15 protein-coding genes are annotated in these 19,652 nt (G+C 66.3%); 5 read left to right on the forward strand and 10 right to left on the reverse strand.

Going from position 1 to position 19,652, the window contains the following annotated elements:
• Positions 1-229 precede the first annotated feature (229 nt).
• Entirely contained in the window at positions 230-1,090 is an 861-nt protein-coding gene (locus ACJJV6_RS13700; protein WP_009372954.1) for a PRC and DUF2382 domain-containing protein, read from the forward strand.
• Between the two features lie 414 nt (positions 1,091-1,504).
• Complete coding sequence (locus ACJJV6_RS13705) at positions 1,505-2,818, forward strand: DUF6350 family protein (RefSeq protein WP_009372955.1); 1,314 nt, start codon at positions 1,505-1,507, stop codon at positions 2,816-2,818.
• Between the two features lie 21 nt (positions 2,819-2,839).
• Here ACJJV6_RS13705 and ACJJV6_RS13710 read toward each other — a convergent pair whose 3' ends face one another.
• A complete protein-coding gene (locus tag ACJJV6_RS13710; protein ID WP_009372956.1) occupies positions 2,840-3,271 on the reverse strand; it encodes a hypothetical protein in 432 nt (143 codons plus the stop codon).
• 39 nt (positions 3,272-3,310) lie between these two features.
• Between ACJJV6_RS13710 and purN the strand changes: the two genes are divergently transcribed.
• Positions 3,311-3,880, forward strand: a complete 570-nt coding sequence (gene purN, locus ACJJV6_RS13715) for a phosphoribosylglycinamide formyltransferase (protein WP_009372957.1) — start codon at positions 3,311-3,313, stop codon at positions 3,878-3,880.
• Positions 3,881-4,022: 142 nt separating this feature from the next.
• Here purN and ACJJV6_RS13720 read toward each other — a convergent pair whose 3' ends face one another.
• On the reverse strand, positions 4,023-5,375 hold the full coding sequence (locus ACJJV6_RS13720) for an MFS transporter (protein WP_009372958.1): 1,353 nt from the start codon (positions 5,373-5,375) through the stop codon (positions 4,023-4,025).
• A 141-nt stretch (positions 5,376-5,516) separates the two neighbouring features.
• On the opposite strand from ACJJV6_RS13720, the gene purH reads away from it, so the two are divergent.
• A complete protein-coding gene (purH, locus tag ACJJV6_RS13725) occupies positions 5,517-7,202 on the forward strand; it encodes a bifunctional phosphoribosylaminoimidazolecarboxamide formyltransferase/IMP cyclohydrolase (protein WP_009372959.1) in 1,686 nt (561 codons plus the stop codon).
• 281 nt (positions 7,203-7,483) lie between these two features.
• On the opposite strand, the gene ACJJV6_RS13730 is transcribed toward purH, so the two are convergent.
• Positions 7,484-8,446 (reverse strand): serine protease, encoded by a 963-nt coding sequence (locus ACJJV6_RS13730; RefSeq protein WP_009372961.1) that lies wholly within the window; start codon positions 8,444-8,446, stop codon positions 7,484-7,486.
• Positions 8,447-8,778: 332 nt separating this feature from the next.
• Here ACJJV6_RS13730 and ACJJV6_RS13735 point away from each other — a divergent pair, with 332 nt between their 5' ends.
• A complete protein-coding gene (locus ACJJV6_RS13735) occupies positions 8,779-10,998 on the forward strand; it encodes an NADP-dependent isocitrate dehydrogenase (protein ID WP_009372962.1) in 2,220 nt (739 codons plus the stop codon).
• Between the two features lie 128 nt (positions 10,999-11,126).
• Here ACJJV6_RS13735 and ACJJV6_RS13740 read toward each other — a convergent pair whose 3' ends face one another.
• The 7 genes from ACJJV6_RS13740 to ACJJV6_RS13770 form a co-directional block, all read right to left on the reverse strand.
• Entirely contained in the window at positions 11,127-11,606 is a 480-nt protein-coding gene (locus ACJJV6_RS13740; RefSeq protein ID WP_009372963.1) for a hypothetical protein, read from the reverse strand.
• Positions 11,603-12,877 carry a serine/threonine-protein kinase gene (locus tag ACJJV6_RS13745; protein ID WP_354175414.1) on the reverse strand — a complete coding sequence of 425 codons (1,275 nt, stop codon included), beginning with the start codon at positions 12,875-12,877 and terminating at the stop codon, positions 11,603-11,605. The genes ACJJV6_RS13740 and ACJJV6_RS13745 overlap by 4 nt, the downstream gene beginning before the upstream one ends.
• Positions 12,878-13,160: 283 nt before the next feature.
• Positions 13,161-14,984 carry a hypothetical protein gene (locus ACJJV6_RS13750; RefSeq protein WP_407709218.1) on the reverse strand — a complete coding sequence of 608 codons (1,824 nt, stop codon included), beginning with the start codon at positions 14,982-14,984 and terminating at the stop codon, positions 13,161-13,163.
• A gap of 88 nt (positions 14,985-15,072) precedes the next feature.
• Positions 15,073-15,306: a hypothetical protein gene (locus tag ACJJV6_RS13755; protein ID WP_235046867.1), complete on the reverse strand. Its 234-nt coding sequence runs from the start codon at positions 15,304-15,306 to the stop codon at positions 15,073-15,075.
• Between the two features lie 922 nt (positions 15,307-16,228).
• The gene (locus tag ACJJV6_RS13760) at positions 16,229-17,299 is read right to left on the reverse strand and encodes a Gfo/Idh/MocA family protein (RefSeq protein ID WP_009358002.1); all 1,071 of its coding nucleotides are present in this window, start codon (positions 17,297-17,299) and stop codon (positions 16,229-16,231) included.
• 147 nt (positions 17,300-17,446) lie between these two features.
• Positions 17,447-18,157: an ABC transporter ATP-binding protein gene (locus ACJJV6_RS13765; RefSeq protein WP_009358003.1), complete on the reverse strand. Its 711-nt coding sequence runs from the start codon at positions 18,155-18,157 to the stop codon at positions 17,447-17,449.
• Between the two features lie 2 nt (positions 18,158-18,159).
• Positions 18,160-19,584 (reverse strand): ABC transporter permease, encoded by a 1,425-nt coding sequence (locus ACJJV6_RS13770; protein ID WP_009358004.1) that lies wholly within the window; start codon positions 19,582-19,584, stop codon positions 18,160-18,162.
• Positions 19,585-19,652: the final 68 nt, after the last annotated feature.

Consider the following 19,652-nt stretch of genomic DNA (forward strand, 5'->3'; position numbering starts at 1 on the left):
CGGGGGAGAACGCGTGACCCGGAGGGAAAGCTTGGGTGAACGGCAGAAGGTCCGGTTCAAAAAAATTACTAAGTAGGCTTTGCAATTGATGATAAGCATGCTTACGGTAGTGGGGCAGCCAGTACTCACAGCCTCAAGCAGCCGGGGCGGTGTCCGGCACGGGAACCCCCGTGCCGGACCATCCACAGCTGGCGAGACCCAAGTGCAACGACACATCCAAGGAGACGTCATGCTCAACCGGGAAAACATTGAAGACCTGCTCAACAGGAACGGCAACGTCGTCGGCTCCGACGGCGAGAAGATCGGCTCGATCGGCCAGCTGTACGCGGACGACGATACGGGTGAACCGACGTGGGTCACCGTAAAGACGGGACTTTTCGGCACCTCCCAGTCCTTCGTTCCCGTTGAAGGCGCGCACACCCAGGGCGATGACCTGGTGGTTCCGTACACCAAGGAACACGTCAAGGACGCACCGCGCGTGGACGTGGACGGCCACCTCACCCCCGAGGAAGAGGACCGCCTCTACACCCACTACGACCGCGGCGCCCGCACCTACTCCGACGCCCGGGACGACGTGGACCTCCAGGGCGACGCCGACCTCAACGCCGGTACCCCGACGGCCGGCATCGGCCGGGACCGGGATCTCACTGACCGCGACCTCACTGACCGCGACAGGGGCACGGTGGGCCATGACACCTCAGGCCCCAATACCGACGACGCGATGACCCGTTCCGAGGAACGGCTCCACGTTGGCACCGAGCGCGAAACTGCAGGCCGGGCGCGGCTGCGGAAGTATGTCACCACGGAACACGTCACCAAGACCGTCCCTGTGCAGCGTGAGGAAGTCCGCCTGGAGCGCGAACCCGTCACCGACGCCAACCGCGGCGATGCGATGCGCGGACCGGACATCAGCGAAGAAGAGCACGAGGTGACCCTGCACGAGGAGCGCCCCGTGGTCGAGAAGGAAACCGTGCCGGTGGAACGGGTCCGCCTCGACAAGGACGTTGTCCAGGACGAGGTCCGGGTCGATGAGGAAGTCCGCAAGGAACACATTGACGCTGACGGCGTGGACCGCGACCGCCGCCTCTGAGTAACGGAAGTAAGAACAGTCGACGCCGGGAGCCTACTTGGAGGCTCCCGGCGTCGCCGTGCTTGCAGAATTCAGAAAAACGCTGGTGCAGCCTCCGCCGAAACGGCGGCTGCACCAGCCAGTAGGACGAATATCTTCAGAACTTAGTGTTCATCTCTCATTCGCGGCTCCTGTTTCCCGGCTTACGGTTTCCGGGCCCTCGCCGGCCTGCTCTCGATGCCGCTGTTCGTTCACCGGACGGAGACCAGCCGTACTCTCGAGGCACCCTGGGGGTGCCGGTGTTTGCAGTAAATCCCATTTTACGGCGGACCCTGCTAAAAAGCGCCGGGAAAAGCCGTGCAACCAGCGGTTGATGCTGGCCGCAAGCCTGTCGCTTCCAGGCCTGGCGGACCCGCCGTGACACCATGGAACACGATGAAACTGCGCGCCGACCAGACCGGAGACCGTGGCCTCCCCATGCCCCTGTGGCTGCAGGGTGCCCTCGAAACAGCCCAGGCGGCTGTCATTTCCGCGCTGGTGGTGATCGCGCCGATCATTGCCGTCTGGGCCACCGCAGGCTTCCAGGACGGGCATTTCGACACCCTGGCCCGGCTCGCCGGGCAGTCCTGGCTGCTGGTCCACGGTGTGCCGCTCGCGCTCACGGCCGCGGGGTCGGACACCGCCGCGCACGGTGACGCCGGCCTCCTGACACTCGTTCCCCTGGGGCTGACCCTGATCCCGTTCCTGCTGGCGTGGCGTGCGGGCCGGCGCCTGGCGCGGGCGTCCTACACGGACCAGCTCTGGCAGGCGCTGCTGGGATCGTGGCTTGTCTACTCCGCCTTCGGTGCGGCCACCGGATTCGTATGCCGCACAGCGGACGTCGGCATCAACCTGGGGCACGCCATGCTGGTTCCCCTGGTTCCCTACGCCCTGGGAATGGTGATCGGCGCCCGCCGCGAGGCCGGGTCCTGGAGCCGGCTGATCAGCGTCGACGCTGTGGACTGGATCTCACGCACCAGCCAGCATTCCCGCTGGGCGGGCTCCTACTTGGCTTCCGCTGCCAAGGCCGGCTTTGTGGCCGTGGTGTCCGCCCTGGCGCTTGCCTCGGCGCTGCTGGCCGTGGACTTGTTCATCCACTGGAACCTGGTGGTCGCCGTTTATGAAGCGCTCGACGCCGGCGCCATCGGAGGTGCGGCCCTCACCGTTGCGCAGCTTGGCTACCTGCCCAACCTGGTGGTCTTCGCCCTCGCATGGACGTCCGGGGCGGGTTTTGCCATGGGGGTCGGCTCGCAGGTGGGTCCCCTCGGCACCGCCGTCGGACCGCTGCCCTCCATCCCCGTGCTGGCGGCCATTCCGAGCGGGCCGCTCGATTATGCCGTCGTTGCCCTGATCGTCCCGGTGCTGGCCGGCGTCCTGGCGGGGTGGTGGTTCCTCCGGGAAGGCGAGAACCATTTTGACGAGTGGCTTGCCATCAAGATCCGGGCGCGCTGGTTCACGGCCTCCATCTCCACCCTGGTGCTTGGCGTGCTGACCGGGCTGGCTGCCGGGCTGCTGGCTATGGCGGCGGCCTGGCTGGCCCGTGGTTCGGCAGGCATCGGGCGGCTGACGGAGATCGGCCCGGACCCGTTGTGGACGGGAGTCTGGGTGGCCGCCGAGGTGGGTGCCGGCGTCGTGATTGGCTATGCAGCGGGTCCCTGGCTGGAACGCGAGCGGGCCGCCAAAGAAGAGGACGCCGAACTGGTCCACTGAAGTGGACGCCCGGGGTAGATGCTAGGGAAGCTGCGCGGGCAGCGACTTCTCAAGCTGTATGCGGCAGGCAGTCTGGGCCTGGTCCGTCAGCGCCCGGCCCACGCACGCCTGATATTCGCGGATCTCGTCGAAGAACACCGCCGTCACGACGATCAGCAGCACCAGGATGGCCGAGACCACCATCCCCGAGATGGTCCCGATGAGGACGAGCTTGGACTCCCGCAACCGCACTGCCCGGACCAGCAGGACCACGCCCAGGGCCAGGCTGGCGGCCGTGAGGATGGCCGTGAGCCAGAGGTAGTTGACGTCCAGCTGGTAGACGAAGAACGCGCCCAGGACCGAGACGACGAACATCCGGAACAGCGTGTGGGTCCTGGCGAGCGAGGCTTTTGCCGCCTCGCTGAGCGGAGCTCTGGTCCGCTGCTGCTGCGCCGGTTCGGGGTTGCTGTTCATGTTTTCCAGCCTACGCGAGGCTGCCCATAAGCTAGACCAATGCGCATCGTAGTCCTCGTTTCCGGCACCGGGTCCAATCTCCAGGCAGTAATTGATGCGGTGAAGGCCGGCGAACTGGACGTCGAAATCGCCGCCGTGGGGGCCGACCGCCCGGGGACCTACGGCGTGGAACGCTCCGCAGCCGCCGGCATCCCCACGTTCGTGGTGGACTTCAAGGCCTACCCGGACCGCGCGGAGTGGAACAGCGCGCTCACCAAAGCTGTGGCTGCCTTCGAACCGGATGTTGTGGTGTCTTCCGGGTTCATGCGGATCGTGAGTCCTGAGTTCATCGACGCGTTCAACGGCAAATACCTGAACACCCACCCGGCGCTGCTGCCGGCGTTCCCCGGGGCCCACGGTGTGCGGGAAGCGATGGCGTACGGCGTGAAAGTCACCGGCTGCACGGTGCACTGGGCCGACGCCGGCGTGGACACGGGCCCCATCATCGCCCAGGAAGCCGTGGCCGTCGAGGACGGCGACACTGAGGAAACCCTGCACGAACGCATCAAGGTGGTGGAGCGCCGGCTCCTGGTCTCCACGCTGGCAGACCTCGCCGCCGCCCAAGCCTGACCCGGGGACCTGACCCGGACCCCTGACCCGCCGTCGACGCGCAGGTTACTTTTCGACGCTCACATGCACGGGCGCAACTGAAATATACGGTGCGCACATGCATATGCGTGTCGGCAGCGGATTTGCGCGTCGAAGGCAGCCTTTACTCGAGGCGGCGCTGCTTGGTCTCGGGGGAGAAGAACGCCATCCACAGTACGGCCAGCAGCACCAGTCCGCCGGCCAGGGCGAAGGATGTTGCGAGGCCCAGCTCCGGCCAAAAGTAGTTGGCGAAGATGAGCGGTCCGAAACCTGCCCCAAGCCGTGAGAACGTGGACGCCCAGCCGAAGCCGGAGCCGCGCAGCTCGGTGGGGTAGAGCTCGGACACGTAGGCGTACAGCACCGGGATGGCCACCTGCACCACGAACCCGAACACCAGCAGCCAGAACACCGCCGCCGTGGGGATGTCCACCACGAACGCCACGATCACCAGGGTCAGCGCGGACAGCGGGCCGGTGATGGCAAGGATCCACTTTCGGCCCACCCGCTCCACCAGGAGCGCGGCGACGATGACGCCCAGCAGTCCCACGGCGGCCATGGACGCGGTGGTCACGAACGCCTTGTACTCGGCGAAGCCGGCGCCGATCAGGATCCGCGGCATCCAGGTCAGGGACAGGTAGTAGACCAGCAGGATGCTGAAGAACAACGCCCATGCCGCAGCGGTGATCTTCCAGTTGAACTGCCACACGGACCGCAGCTGGGTCCACGCGCTGCCGGCCGAGAGCCGCGGGACGTCCTTGGCATCCGGCAGGCTGTAGGCGCGGGGCTCGGCCCCGGTTGCTTCCACCAGGCCGTCGATGACTTTTGCGGCTTCCTCCCGCCTGCCCTGGCGGATCAGGAACAGCGGCGACTCGGGCACGCTCCGCCGGACCCAGAAGACGAGCAGTGCGGGCAGGACCATCACCAGCATGGTCAGCCGCCAGTCGCCGTACAGGGCCACCAGGCCGGCCGACACGAAGCCGGCGAGGGCGGCTCCAATGGGCCACCAGCCGTCCATGGCCGTCAGCACCTTGCCGCGCTGCTTCCGCGGCGTGAACTCGCCCACCAGTGCATAGTCCACGGGAATGCACCCGCCCAGGCCAAAGCCGGCCATGAACCGGAACACGCAGAACCAAATGAAGTCGGGGGAGAAGGCGCCGAACACGGTGAAGAGCGAGAAGATCAGCAGCGTGGCCGTGAATGCCTTCTTGCGTCCAATGGTGTCCGCGATGGTGCCCCAGACGAAGGCGCCGAGGGCCATGCCGATGAGGTTGGATGTTCCCACCCATGCCACTTCACCCGGTGTCAGTGCCCAATGCGTGGAGAGCAGCGGAATGAGGATGCCGTTCAGGGTCACATCCCAGGCATCGAACATGAACCCGAGCCCGCCGATCAGGAAGATCCTGCCCTGGACTTTCCATCGCCAGGGCAGTTCCTGGACCACCTGTTCGCCGCTGGGCACAGTGGTGTAAGTATTCATCGCAGCCTCCTGGGAAAACTCTAGCCGCGCCCGGGGGCGTTCACACTCAGGCGGACACGCGGGGCAACCTGCGCTTCGCGATAAACTGGGCCTATCCCCACCAACCGCGGCACTGTTCCGCGAGATAAGACGGAGACATTTGTGAGCTTCACGCAGCATGAGCGCGTATCCATTGACCGTGTTCCCATCCGCCGGGCGCTGATCTCGGTTTACGACAAGACCGGTCTGGAGGAACTCGCCCAGGGCCTGCACGCAGCGGGAGTGAAGCTGGTCTCCACCGGTTCCACGGCCAAGAAGATCGCCGCCGCGGGCATTCCCGTGCAGGAGGTTGAGGAAGTCACCGGTTCACCGGAGATGCTGGACGGCCGCGTCAAGACGCTGCACCCGCGCGTCCACGGCGGTATCCTGGCGGACCGCCGCGTCCCCGCCCACATGGAAACGCTCAGCCGCATGGAGATCGAGCCCTTCGACCTGGTGGTGGTGAACCTCTACCCGTTCGTGGAAACCGTCAAGTCCGGCGCGGCCCAGGACGACGTCGTCGAGCAGATCGACATCGGCGGCCCCGCCATGGTGCGGTCGGCAGCGAAGAACCACGCCGCCGTCGCCATTGTGGTGGACCCCTCCTTCTACGGCCAGGTGGTTGCCGCAGCCGCTGAGGGCGGCTTCGACCTGAAGACCCGGCGCCGGCTCGCCGCCAAGGCGTTCGCCCACACCGCTTCCTACGACAACGCCGTGGCCACCTGGACGGCCAGCCAGTTCCTGGACGAGGACGGCGACGGCGTCATCGACTGGCCCGCCTACGCCGGCCTCTCGCTGGAGCGCTCGGAGGTCCTGCGCTACGGCGAGAACCCGCACCAGCAGGCCGCGCTCTACGTGGACAAGGCCGCCCCGGTGGGCATCGCCCAGGCGGACCAGCTGCACGGCAAGGCCATGAGCTACAACAACTTCGTGGACGCTGACGCGGCCCTGCGCGCAGCCTTCGATTTCAGTGAGCCCGCAGTGGCCGTCATCAAGCACGCCAACCCCTGCGGCGTGGCCGTGGGGTCCGCGGACGCCGCCGACCCCATCGCCGATGCGCACGCCAAGGCGCACGCCTGCGACCCCGTTTCCGCGTTTGGCGGCGTGATCGCAGCCAACCGTCCGGTCACCGCCGGCATGGCCAACACCGTCAAGGACATCTTCACCGAGGTGGTCATCGCGCCCGGCTTCGAGCCGGAAGCCGTCGAGATCCTGTCGAAGAAAAAGAACATCCGCCTGCTCTCCCTGCCCGAGGGCTACGGCCGGTACCCCACCGAGTTCCGCCAGGTTTCCGGCGGCATGCTGGTCCAGGTCACCGACAAGGTGGACGCCGACGGCGACAACCCCGCCAACTGGACCCTGGCCGCCGGTGAGGCGGCGGACGAGAAGACCCTCGCGGACCTCGCATTCGCGTGGACCGCCTGCCGGGCCGCGAAGTCCAACGCCATCCTGATCGCCAATGACGGTGCCGCCGTCGGCATTGGCATGGGCCAGGTCAACCGCCTGGACTCCTGCCGCCTGGCGGTGGAGCGGGCCAACACGCTGGGCGTGACGGTGGAGTCCGACGTCGACGGTGCGGGCGGCGCCTCCAACGCCAGCGGATCGAACGCCCCTGAGCGCGCCCGCGGCGCCGTGGCAGCCTCCGACGCGTTCTTCCCATTCGCCGACGGGCTACAGATCCTGATCGACGCCGGCGTCCGCGCCGTGGTGCAGCCCGGCGGTTCCGTCCGGGATGACGAAGTGATTGCGGCAGCCAACGCGGCCGGTATCACCATGTACTTCACCGGTGCGCGCCACTTCTTCCACTGATCCCCACCGGCCCCCTAACGGCGTGGGCCCAATTAAACGAACGACGGCGCCTGTCCCCGCGTAGGGGGCAGGCGCCGTCGTTCGTGTTGGGGCACATGTCCTAGGACCCGGCTTTGTCAGCGTCCGCGTCCCTCTGCTTGAGACGCGGACCCTCCGCCGGGAGCCGGAGCTCCCGGGGCCTGGCTTCTGCCATCCGCTGCTTTGTCCAGTACTCGAGGATTTCCTCGTGGGTCTGGGCTGCGTCTCCGTGCGTGACGGAGCCCTCCCCGGCTGGCTCGCTGCTAGGAGATCGCTGCACTTTGGTACGTCGCCTGGATGACCGTGCCCCAGTACGGGCCGTACATGACGTTGGAGCCGCTGTAGCCGTAGCTGTTGATCGAGTTCTGGACGCCGGAGGAGCTGGTGCCGATGAACCACGGGCCGCCGGAGGAACCGCCGGTCATGTCGCAGGGGATGCCCTGGGTGCCGAACTGCGGGTTGTTGGCGTCGTTGCTTGCCGTTCCTGTGCAGCTCTTCAGGGTCTCGCCGTTGAAGGGGCGGGCTGCGGGGTAGCCGAAGGACTTGTAGGTGAGCCCGCGTGCCTGGTTGAAGGCGACGCCGGAGCCACCGACGACGTCAGTCAGGTTCTTGCCGCCTAACTGGTTCATGACGGCGAAGCCGGTGTCGTAGGCCATGTCCCCGTTTGCGCTCCACTGGGTGGGGGCGAAATACTTCCGCGCCGTCCACTTGCCGTAGGGGGCAGCACCATTTTCATAGGCAGGAACGAAGATGAAGTTCGTGGCGAATGCTCCCGGGCCTTCATTGAGGCAGTGCCCTGCCGTGGCCACCGTGCTCTCGTTGACCGAGGAGACAGCGTTGCCGGAGCATACGTAGTTCGCGCCGCCCAGGGTGAAGAAGACCTTGCCGATGTGCTTCACCGGGGCTTCGCTGGCTGCGATGGTCTGCTTGCCTCGAGTGGGGCTGACCTGCGAGCCCTTGCCCTTTTCGACGGGGACGGCGGAGCGGTTGCCGCGCTCCAAGGCCTTGCCGGCCAGGACGTCGCCCGGGATGGCTGCCTTCATCTTGTCTGCTGTCCAGTACTCTGCCGCGCCGGTGTCCTCGACGGTGACACTGGCAGTGGCCGGCGTGTTTTTGTCATCTGTGGCGTCCGGCGCGGCCGAGGCTCCGCCAGCCGTGGCAACTGCCAGAACGGCTGCGGCTGAAAGGCTCAGGAGGCCCGAGGCGAGAGACCTGGTGCGTGTCATTGGTGTCCTGTCTGAACGGGGTAGCGGCCCCGGTGCGGGCCGGAGAGTGACGTAGCGAATTTACCCGTCACATGACAAGTTTGTAAATAGTAGTGACGTATCATGTAGGGCTTCCCGCCGAGTGCGCCGGCGGGATGGGGCAGGGATTACGACGGCGGGATGGCGCCTTGGTGCGTGCCGCCGTCGGGCATTCTGCATCGCTGTAATCCTGCTCACCGCGGGGTAATCAAGCGGCTCCAGTAAGGTTCAAACCCGCGTCCTCGGGTAAGTTGTAGATGGTGAAATAGACCGACATTTCACAACCAAGCCGACCCACAGGGAGACGCCCGCGCATGTCCAAGATTATCTACACCCACACCGACGAAGCGCCGATGCTGGCTACCTATTCGTTCCTGCCCATCATCGAGGCGTTTGCTTCGACCGCAGGTGTGGAGGTGGAGACCCGCGACATTTCGCTCGCCGGCCGCATCATCGCCGTGTTCGGTGACTACCTCACCCCGGAGCAGCAGATCGGTGACGCCCTTGCTGAACTGGGTGAACTGGCGAAGACGCCGGAAGCGAACATCATCAAACTGCCGAACATCAGCGCATCCATCCCGCAGCTGAAGGCCGCCATTGCAGAGCTGCAGGGCCAGGGCTACGCGCTGCCGGACTACCCGGACAACCCCTCCTCGGACGAGGAGACGGCCATCCGCTCCCGCTATGACAAGATCAAGGGCTCCGCCGTGAACCCGGTCCTGCGCGAGGGCAACTCGGACCGCCGCGCACCGCTGTCCGTCAAGAACTACGCCCGCCAGAACCCGCACTCCATGGGGGCCTGGACCGCAGACTCCAAGACCAACGTGGCCACCATGGGCAAGGACGACTTCCGTTCCAACGAGAAGTCCGTGGTTGTCGAGTCCGAGGGCACCGTCGCCATCCAGCTGGTCCGTGAGGACGGCTCCGTGAAGGTCCTGAAGAAGGCGTTCCCGGTCCTGGCCGGTGAGGTCATCGACGGCACCGTGATGCGCGCCGCCGCCCTGGACGAATTCCTCAAGGCCCAGGTTGCCCGCGCCAAGGAAGAGGGCGTGCTGTTCTCCGCACACCTGAAGGCCACCATGATGAAGGTTTCCGACCCCATCATCTTCGGCCACGTGGTCAAGGCCTACTTCTCCGAGCTTTTCGAGACCTACGGCAAGCAGCTCGCCGCCGCCGGCATCAGCCCGAACAACGGCCTGGCCGCCATCCTGAGCAGCCTCGAGGACCTGCCCGAGGACGTGCGCGAAGGCGTCCAGTCGCTCATCAAGAAGGGCATGGAGGATGGCCCCGCGCTCGCAATGGTGGACTCGGACAAGGGCATCACCACCCTGAACGTCCCGTCCGACGTCATCGTGGACGCGTCCATGCCGGCCATGATCCGCAGCTCCGGCCACATGTGGGGCCCGGACGGCAAGGAAGCCGACACCCTGGCCGTGCTGCCGGACAGCTCCTACGCCGGGATCTACCAGGTGGTCATCGATGACTGCCGCGCCAACGGCGCCTACGACCCCACCACCATGGGCACCGTTCCGAACGTTGGCCTCATGGCCCAGGCCGCCGAAGAATACGGCAGCCACGACAAGACCTTCGAAATCCAGGAACCGGGAACCGTCCAGATCGTTGACGGCTCAGGGAACGTCCTGGTCGAACACCAGGTTGCCGAGGGTGACATCTGGCGCGCCTGCCAGACCAAGGACCTCCCCATCCGCGACTGGGTCAAGCTGGCCGTCACCCGCGCCCGCGCCTCCCAGACCCCTGCTGTGTTCTGGCTGGACGAGGAGCGCGCGCACGACGCCAACCTCATCGCGAAGGTGAACGAGTACCTGAAGGACCACGACACCGAGGGCCTGGACATCCAGATCATGTCCCCGGTCAAGGCCATCGCCTACACGCTCGAGCGGATCCGCAAGGGCCAGGACACCATCTCCGTGTCCGGCAACGTCCTCCGCGACTACCTCACGGACCTGTTCCCCATCCTGGAACTGGGCACCAGCGCCAAGATGCTCTCCGTTGTTCCGCTGATGAACGGCGGCGGCCTCTTCGAAACCGGCGCCGGCGGCTCCGCACCCAAGCACGTCCAGCAGCTGCTGAAGGAAAACCACCTGCGCTGGGACAGCCTCGGTGAATTCCTGGCCCTGGCCGTGAGCTTCGAGCACCTGGCCACCACCGCAGGCAACGCCCGCGCACAGGTCCTGGCAGACACCCTGGACCGTGCCACCGGCACCTTCCTGCTGGAAAACAAGTCCCCGAGCCGCCGCGCCGGCGAGCTCGACAACCGGGGCAGCCACTACTTCCTGGCCCGCTACTGGGCCGAGGAACTGGCCAAGCAGACGGACGACGCCGACCTTGCCGCCGCCTTCAGCTCCGTCGCCCACGAGCTGACCTCCAAGGAGGACACCATCGTTGGCGAGCTGGCCGAGGTCCAGGGTTCGCCCGTGGACATCGGAGGCTACTACCACCCGGACGACGCCAAGGCTTCGGCAGTGATGCGCCCGTCGGCCACACTGAACAAGGTCATCGCCACCCTGAACTAGGTGACGACCTCGCTGCGGCAGGCGTAAATGACAAAGGAGGCGGTGTCCCGGTAACCGGGCACCGCCTCCTTTAGCATTTCAGGTGAAGGGCTTGCCGTCGGCCGCATGCCAGCACGGCCTGCGGCCGCTTAATCGTTGCCCTTGCCTTTGTCACCCCTTTTGTCGTCGTCCTTGCCGGCCTCCTGCGGCTGGGGCTCCGGCACAGGAGATGGCGCCGGCTCCTGGACGGCCGGGGGAGGAGTCTGGGTCGCGGCCTGTTCGGCTGCAGCTTTCTCCGCTGCCGCCTTTTCCGCAGCGGCAATCGCATCCTCGATGTCCGCACGCACAGCGGTGGCGATGGTGGTGATGCTTCGCCGCCGCTCCTCGGAAATACCGCCCCTCGCTTGGGCGGCCTCCAGCTCGGCCTCGAGCCCGTCCAGCGCCGTCAGCGCTGCCGCGGGGTCGCTCTGCGATGAAGCCTGGGTCACCTCCAGGACCCTGGCCTGGAGCTGGCGGGCGGTGTCACGCTGCAGTCCCGTCTCCGCGGCAGCGCAGCCGGTGAGCAGGCCTGCTGCCACTAAAGCGGCCGACCAGCCCAGCGCCAGCCGGTTGCCGCGGCTTAACCTCACGGTTCCACGCTTTTCTGCAGTTCTTCCAGATGCTCGCCCAGGACGCCGGTCACCTCGGGATAGGGCACGACGTCGGCGGGAGACTGGGCGTTGAGCGTCATCATGACCGCGGCTACAGCTGCGGCAACCACCACCAGCCCCAGGATCACAGCCAGCCAAAAGCGCTTGGTCCGGGTTTGCGGGTGCAAGGAGGATGCCAGTGCAGGATCATCCGCCGGTGCCGGTGCGGGTCGCGCGGCGGATGGCCCAGTTGGGGATGCTACGGGTTCCTTGTGTGCTGCTGCAGGAGCGGGCTCTTCGGGGGAAGCAGCGGCCTCGCGGATTTCATCCACCGATTCCTCGGCGGTGATCGACGGCGGGTGGAAGGGCATGGCGGGCAGCACCCTGGTCGTCTCCGGCGCCAGTTCCCCGGGGGTGGAAGCCGGCGATACCAGAGCCTGCCGCAGCGCGATCTCGATGTCTGCCGCGGCCGGCCGTTCCAGGGGCTCGATGGCGGTCATGGAACGGATGAGGTCAGCCCATTCGGAAGGGACGTCGTCCGGGATCTCCGGTGCGCGGTGCAGGCGGGCAACCGCCGACTCCACCGCGCCGCCCGGGTACTCCACCGCGCCCTTGATGCATTCCAAAAGAACGAGGCCCAGCGAGTAGATGTCGGAGGCGGGGGAGAGGGGCTGTCCCATGGCCTGTTCCGGACTGAGGTATGCGGCCGTGCCCACCATGGTTCCGGTAGCTGTGAGCCGGGTCGAATCGGCGATCCTGGCAATGCCGAAGTCTGTGAGCTTCGGGCGCAGCGGTTCGCCGGGACGGATCTGGACCAGCAGGATGTTGGCTGGTTTGATGTCCCGGTGGATGATGCCGAGCCCGTGGACATATGCCAGGGCGTCGGCGATGCCCGCGCCGATGACTGCCAGCTCCTCCAGCGGGACCGTGCTGTGCCGGATCCGGGTCCGCAGGTCCTGGCCCTCAACCAGTTCCATGGTCAGGAAGGGCCGGGGCTCGTCCGGTATGCGGTCATCGATGCCGGCGTCAAAAAGAGTGACCAGGCCCGGATGATTCAGCGTGGCCAGCAGCTGGATTTCCGCTTCCTGGCGCTTCAGTTCATCGGCGTCCGGCGCCTGTGGTGCGAAGAGCTTGAGGGCTACATCGCGGCCCAGGTTTTCGTCCCGGGCGCAATAGACGGATGACATTCCGCCACGGCCAATAACTTCACCCAACCGATAACGTCCGCCAACCACTTCATTCGTAATGGAGCTAGGCGATTCCGCCACCATGACCGTTCCTCCCGGTGCGCTGCCGCACTGTCGTACTCAAAATTATACGGGGGCTACGGCAGAACTAGCGATCGGCCCGGACGTGCCGGCGCGGGCACACCGGCGGTCCGGAGGCGAACTAGGAACGTTCGCCACCGGACCGCCAGCCACAAGGACATGTGTGCTGAGGACATGTTTGCGTCGAATTTTGGTGCGTCTAGGCGGTCCTCCTCTCCCTCAGCCTGCTGGTTGCTGCCGTGTCAGGCGCAGGGGTGCAGGCGTTGTCAGATTCCTAAGGGAGCTGCTAGGACACCTTGCGCTTGCGAAGCATCAGGAGTCCGGCCACGAGCAGCAGCAGGGCGAGCGGGACCAGGGAGGCGTCCATGCCCGTGTTTGCCAGGGTAGAGGCGCTCCCGGACTGCATGCTCCGCTGCGTGGTGTCCGCTGCGATGGCTCCGCCAACAGCGGTGGAGCCCGCCGGTGCTACGGAAATGCCGCCGGTACCGGAGGTGGCAGTGCCTCCGCTGTTGCCGCCGTTGTTCGTGCCCGTGGTGCCGTTGTCGGAACCATCACCGTTGCCGGCGCCGTTATCGGTGCCAGGGTTGTCCGTGCCGGGATCGACGGTGCCGACACCGCCGGTGTTGCCGTCACCCGGAGTGCCGGTGCCCGGGGTCTCAGTGCCCGGGGTCTCAGTGCCCGGCGTTTCGGTGCCACTACCTCCACCGATAACGCCGATACCCAGGTCAATCCCGATGTCGACACCTGCGTCGAGGCCGCCGCTGCCGCCGGTGGTTCCGTCGGTGCCGGTGCCGGTGCCAAGGTCGAGGCCGAGGGCCGCGTCAACCGCAGCGTCGAGGCTGCCGTTGCCGCCGGTGGTTCCGTCGGTGGTGCCGGTTCCGAGGTCGACGCCGAGGTCGGCGTCTACGACGGTGTCGAGTCCGCCGGTGGTGCCGTCGGTGCCGGTGCCGGTTCCGAGGTCGACGCCGAGATCAGCGTCTACGACGGTGTCGAGTCCGCCGGTGGTTCCGTCAGTGCCGGTGCCGGTGCCGGTGCCAAGGTCGACGCCGAGGTCGGCGTCTACGACGGTGTCGAGTCCGCCGGTGGTTCCGTCAGTGCCGGTGCCGGTGCCGGTGCCGGTGCCAAGGTCGAGGCCGAGGGCCGCGTCAACCGCAGCGTCGAGGCTGCCGTTGCCGCCGGTGGTTCCGTCGGTGGTGCCGGTTCCGAGGTCGACGCCGAGATCAGCGTCTACGACGGTGTCGAGTCCGCCGGTGGTTCCGTCAGTGCCGGTGCCGGTGCCAAGGTCGAGGCCGAGGGCCGCGTCAACCGCAGCGTCGAGGCTGCCGTTGCCGCCGGTGGTTCCGTCGGTGGTGCCGGTTCCGAGGTCGACGCCGAGATCAGCGTCTACCGCAGCGTCGAGGCCGTTAGTGGTTCCATCCGCATCCGTCACGCTGTCAACGCCCAGGGCCACGTCCGCAGCAACGGCTGCATCCGTTGCCACGCCGTCTGCATTTCCGGCGGCCAGCGTGATGTCGGCTGCCGCAGCCACATCAGTGGTGCCTGTGGTGGTTCCGGTGCCGAGGGCGAGGGCGGCGTCTGCGGCTACTGCCACGTCCGTGGTGCCCGTGTCCGTGCCGCTGGTGCCAATGGAGCCGAGGCCGAGATTCACGTCCGCTACAGCGGCGACGTCGGCTGTGGTGTCTGAGCCGGTTCCGGTGGTTCCGGTGCCGAGGGCGAGGGCGGCGTCTGCGGCTACTGCCACGTCCGTGGTGCCCGTGTCGGTGCCGCTGGTGCCAATGGAGCCGAGGCCGAGATTCACGTCCGCTACAGCGGCGACGTCGGCGGTGGTGTCTGAGCCGGTTCCGGTGGTTCCGGTGCCGAGGCCGACGGCGACGTCCGCTACGACGGCGGCATCTGCTACGGCGGCGACGTCCGTTGAGTCGGACGGCGTTGGGTCACCCAGCAGGCCCAACGACGTCGTGTCAGCGGACGCCGCCGCCGAGATGAGGGCGGAGGCGGAAAGATCCGATCCGCTGGTGGTGTCCGCAGCGTTTGCCGCGGTGCAGCCGAGGGCTAGGAGCCCGCCGGCAAAGAGGCTGCCGAGCAGCCCCCTGCGAAGGTTGGAACTCATGGTGATGTCTCCTGAAAGAGTTGAGGTTCGGGCGGCAGTGAGCTGCCCGTATGGCCACGTACTGCCCAAAAGGGCAGGGTGGACTCAACTAGTCAGGAGAAGAACCGGGGTCGAAGGACACCGGTGCGGGAGCGTGCTCGGAAGCCTCGCCGGCGCGTACCGGGCCAGCATCAGGAATGTTGAAGTTGAAGGTGTTCAGCCATGCGGCCGAGCCCGCGGAATTGGCGGAGGAAGCGCCGCTGCCGGTGCCCGAACCGGGCGCAGCCGGGACCTGGGCAGGGTGCGGCGAGCCATCCGTCGTTTCGGACTGGTCACCGCTCATGGCGGGCAAAGCTTGCCCGGCCGGTGGACCGGCGGATGAGCGCGCAAGAGTAGTTGCGTCCGTGCCAGGAGTTGCTGCTGTAAACAGGGCTGGAGCAGCGTTAGCAGACAGGTCACCGGCAAACGCCGCATCGGTTACTGCAGATTCAATTCCGGTATCTGCGGGAACGGCCTGAAGAACGTCCGCTGCCGGTTCCGCGGACGCCACCTCGGCCAGTTCTGGAACTGGAACAGGAAGCGGAGCAGCGCCGGTCACGACATCCGCGACTGGCTGCACGACCGGCTCAAGCACAGGGAGAGTCGCCACGACCGGCGGGACAACAGTCTCCACCACGGCCGAGGTTGCGCCGTCTGCAATCTGCGCGACGGGCTCGGAAATTGCAGTAACGGTGCCGGCCGGGACAACCTGGTTAACTACCGGTACAGATGCTACGAGGTTATCCGCCACAGTTGAGACCTGCTCCGCCACGGGTTGCAGCAGGCCGGCCGCAGGTGGTGCGGCGGGGGCCTGGACAGGCGGTGCGGGCACTACCGGCACAAGATTCTCCGTCACCGACTGCGTAGAGCTAGTGACGCCCCCCAACAGGGATGACGTGTCCGGAAGCAGGTCTGCAGAGGCCGACGTGGCCGAGAATGTCAGCCAGGTAAAGGCAGCGGCACCAGCAAGAAGGACCGGCCGCAGGGCACGCCACGGTGAACGAGATTCACCCATGCGTACCACCCCCAGTACTGCTGCATTCGACGATGCCTATAGCGTAAGACCGGATATTGCAGAAAGTCTAGGGACTTCTAAAACAAATCGACAAAATCAAAACATTCACAGGCCTCATCATCACAGGGGCATTTAAGTCCGTCATGCAATTGATTCCGCATGAAAAACAGGCGTATGAGTCATGAGGATCTTGACTGCTTAGTCATGCCCTTCAGTGGCTGTCATTCGGGTAGCTGACGCCGAGCTGGGCACGCACGCCGTCAAACAAGCGCATGACGTTCAAAGAATCCTCGAGAGGCATGACGGGGCTTTCGGTGAGGCCCTGCTGGATGCAGCGCGTCACCTCGCGCAACTCATAGGTGTAGCCCTTGCCCACGACGTCGAAGGTCTCGGTCCTGTGGTCGGAACGGCCCGTGACAATGCTCAGTTTGTGGGGGTTGTTGATGGATCCGACGCTTTGCAGGAAGCCGAGGTTGCCGGCCACGGTGGCGGTCCGTGGCCCGTGGGACAACAGCGACGAGGTGAGTTGTACCTGTGCGCCGTGGCTGTAGCCAAGGGTCATCGCATTTTGGGCGTCCACGCCGTCGTCGTTGACGACGCCCATGGCGCTGACCGTCTGCGGAAAGCCAAGGGTTCCCAGCGCCCACAGGAGGGGGTAGACCGAAATGTCCAGGAGCGCTCCGCCGCCGTCCCCGCGCGCCCAGAGGCGGGAGGTGGGGGAGTAGGGGGCGGGGAAGCCGAGGTCGGCCGACACCCAGTGAAGGTCTCCGAGCTCGCCGGAGGCCGCGATTTCGAATGCCCGCTGCATGCCCGGCAGGAAGCGGCTCCAGACCGCCTCCATCAGGAACAGGTTGCGGCTCCTGGCGACGTCGATGAGCTCCCTGGCTTCGCGCGCATTGACAGTGAAGGCCTTTTCGCAGAGGACGTGCTTGCCGGCGTTGAGGGCTGCGAGGACAATCTGGTGGTGCTGGGCATGGGGCGTGGCGACATAGACGACGTCCACCGCCTCGTCGGCGAGCAGTCGCTGGTAGCCGTGCACGCCGTCGTCGTCCCCGTACGCCGTGGAGACGCCATAGGCTGCGGCGAAGGCATCTGCAGTCTCCTGTCCGCGGGAACTGACAGCGTACAGTTCCGCGTCCCCCAGCAGGGCAAGGTCCTGGGCCACCGACCGGGCAATGCCGCCGGTGGCAATGATTCCCCAGCGCAGGGAGTTCCCGGTGGCGGAGCGGGGGTCTGTGTTGGGCTGGTTGGACAGCCACGGCGTGGCGATGGGCGCGGTCATGGCCCAATCCTGTCACAGCAGTGCGCAGGGGTTTGCTGTCTATCCGCTGTAAGTGAGCGGGCGTTGGGGAATTGGGTGCTAAAAGTGAGCGGGCGTTGGCGGGGAGGGCCCGACGCCGGCCCTCCCCGTCCGCTCGCGGCCTGCGGCTTAGACGGGGGCTGCCGCCGCGGTGGCCCGGTTCCGGACCGGTTCCTCCGTCAGCCTGCCCTGCTGCAGCCGGAAGCGGCGGTCGGTCTTGTTCGCCAGGGCCCGGTCATGCGTGACCACCAGGATGGTGGTGTTGTGGTCGCGGCACAGCGCACTGAGCAGTTCGATGATGTGGTCGCCGGTCTGTTCGTCCAGGTTGCCGGTGGGTTCGTCCGCCAGAATGAGCTTGGGCTCATTGGCGAGGGCCCGGGCAATCGCCACGCGCTGCTGTTCGCCGCCGGAGAGCCGGTTGATCCGCCGGTCATGCTTTTCCGGGACCAGCTGCACCTGTTCCAGCAGCTCTTTGGCGCGCTGCAGCCTGGCCGCCTTCCTCATCCCGGCGAACTCCATGGGCAGCATGACGTTATCCACGGCGGACAGGTTGGGGATCAGATTGAACTGCTGGAACACGAAGCCGATGTCCCGGCGCCGGTACTGGGTCAGCTTCGCGTCCGGCATGCTGGCCAGGCTGACGCCGTTTACTGCGACGTCTCCGCTGGTGGGCTTGTCCAGCGCGCCCAGGAGGGACAACAGGGTGCTTTTTCCGCTGCCGCTCTTACCCACGATGGAGGCAAGGGTCCCCTGCTCCAGTTCGAAGCTGACATCGTTTACTGGCTTGATGGTGCGGTCACCGGAGTTGAAGGTGCGGACCAGGTTCTTGACTTCAATCATGGTTATTCTCCTCGCAGGACTTCGATGGGCCGGATACGTGCGGTGAGCAGGGCCGGAACAAGCGCGCCGATGGTGGCAACGCCGAACACGGCCGCGATGCCGGCGACGATAACGTCGGGGGAGGCGCTTGCCGTGACCGAAGTCAGCAGCTGTGAAGCCCCGCCGAACGGGCCTCCCGGGCCGCCCCCAGGGAAGCCGGTGCCTCCGGGCATGCCCCGGCCGGTGGTGGCGGCCGCCGTCGTGGTGGTGTTGGTTGAGATCAGGGCCGAGGCGATGCCGCTGCTGGCAAACGCGGCGATGACAGCACCCGCTGCACTGCCCAGCGCGGCGAGGACGAGGGCTTCAAGGACGAACTGGAGGCCGATGGTGCGGTTGGGTGCGCCGATCGCCTTGAGCACTCCGATTTCCCGGCGGCGCTCGCGGACCAGCATGACCATGATGAGCAGGATGATCAGGCCCGCCGTGCCCAAAGCGGCAATGAACGCGATATAGGAGATGTTCTTGACGCTGTCCAGGGAGCTGACGGCAGTTTCAAGGTTCTGGCCCTGGGTGACGTCCGCCTTATCCGTGCCGAGTGCCTCCTGGAGGGCGGCCTTGGCTGCCTCGACGTGTTCGAGTGAGTCGACGGTGACGATCATGCTTGAAAGTTCACCGGGGAGGCCTGCGAGGGTCTGCGCCGTGGGGAGCGTGACGTAGACGGCGTTATTTCCGAAGGTCGTCCCGGCGTCAAACAGGCCGGCCACCGTGTAGGTCTGGTCGTTGATGGTGAAGGTGGATCCGACGGCCAGTCCGTTCTTCTCCGCGAGCGTGGTGCCGAGCAGCGCATTGGTGGACTCGGCGTTGTAGTCGCCCAGGCCGTTGCCTTCGGTGATGGCCAGCGCCTTTCCAGTGGTGTCAACCTCCGCGCCGATACCTGTTGCGGTGATGGGCAGCGAACGGACTGGCTGGGTTGCTGTGGTGCCCGTGGTGCCGTTGGCGGCCTGGTTGCGGTTGCCCAGTGTCCCGGCGTCGACGGCGGCCGTGAGGCTCGTGGTCAGCGTTGCCGCGGCCTGTCCACCGGATACGCCCTGGCCGCCACCGGGGCCAGTCTGACCACCGGCTGCCTGTGCCGCAGCTTCGGCCGCGTTTCGCAGCCGAAGGGAGGAAATCCCGACAACGGCACTGACGTTGGGGACGGCAGTAGCGGTTGCTGCCTGCTCGCTGGTCAGGGGCTCGCCGCCGCCCTCGAACCCTTGGCCGCCTGCCGGGTTCACGGTGAGCACCGTACCCACCGAGGCATTCAGCTCCTGGACCTTGGCTCCGACGGCCTGGTTGGCCACAAGCATGGCCAGGGCCAAACCGATGGCGACTGCCAGGACTGCCACGACGGCAGCCGTTCGAACCTTGTTTCTGAAGGCATTGCCAACACTGCGGGCAAGGACGCTCACTGTACTCCTAGGAATCGGTGCAGGCCGGCGGGCCCGCTTTCAAGCTCCACAGTTGTTGGGCAGCCTGT

The organism is Arthrobacter nitrophenolicus (assembly GCF_045833485.1).
Lineage (GTDB): Bacteria > Actinomycetota > Actinomycetes > Actinomycetales > Micrococcaceae > Arthrobacter > Arthrobacter nitrophenolicus.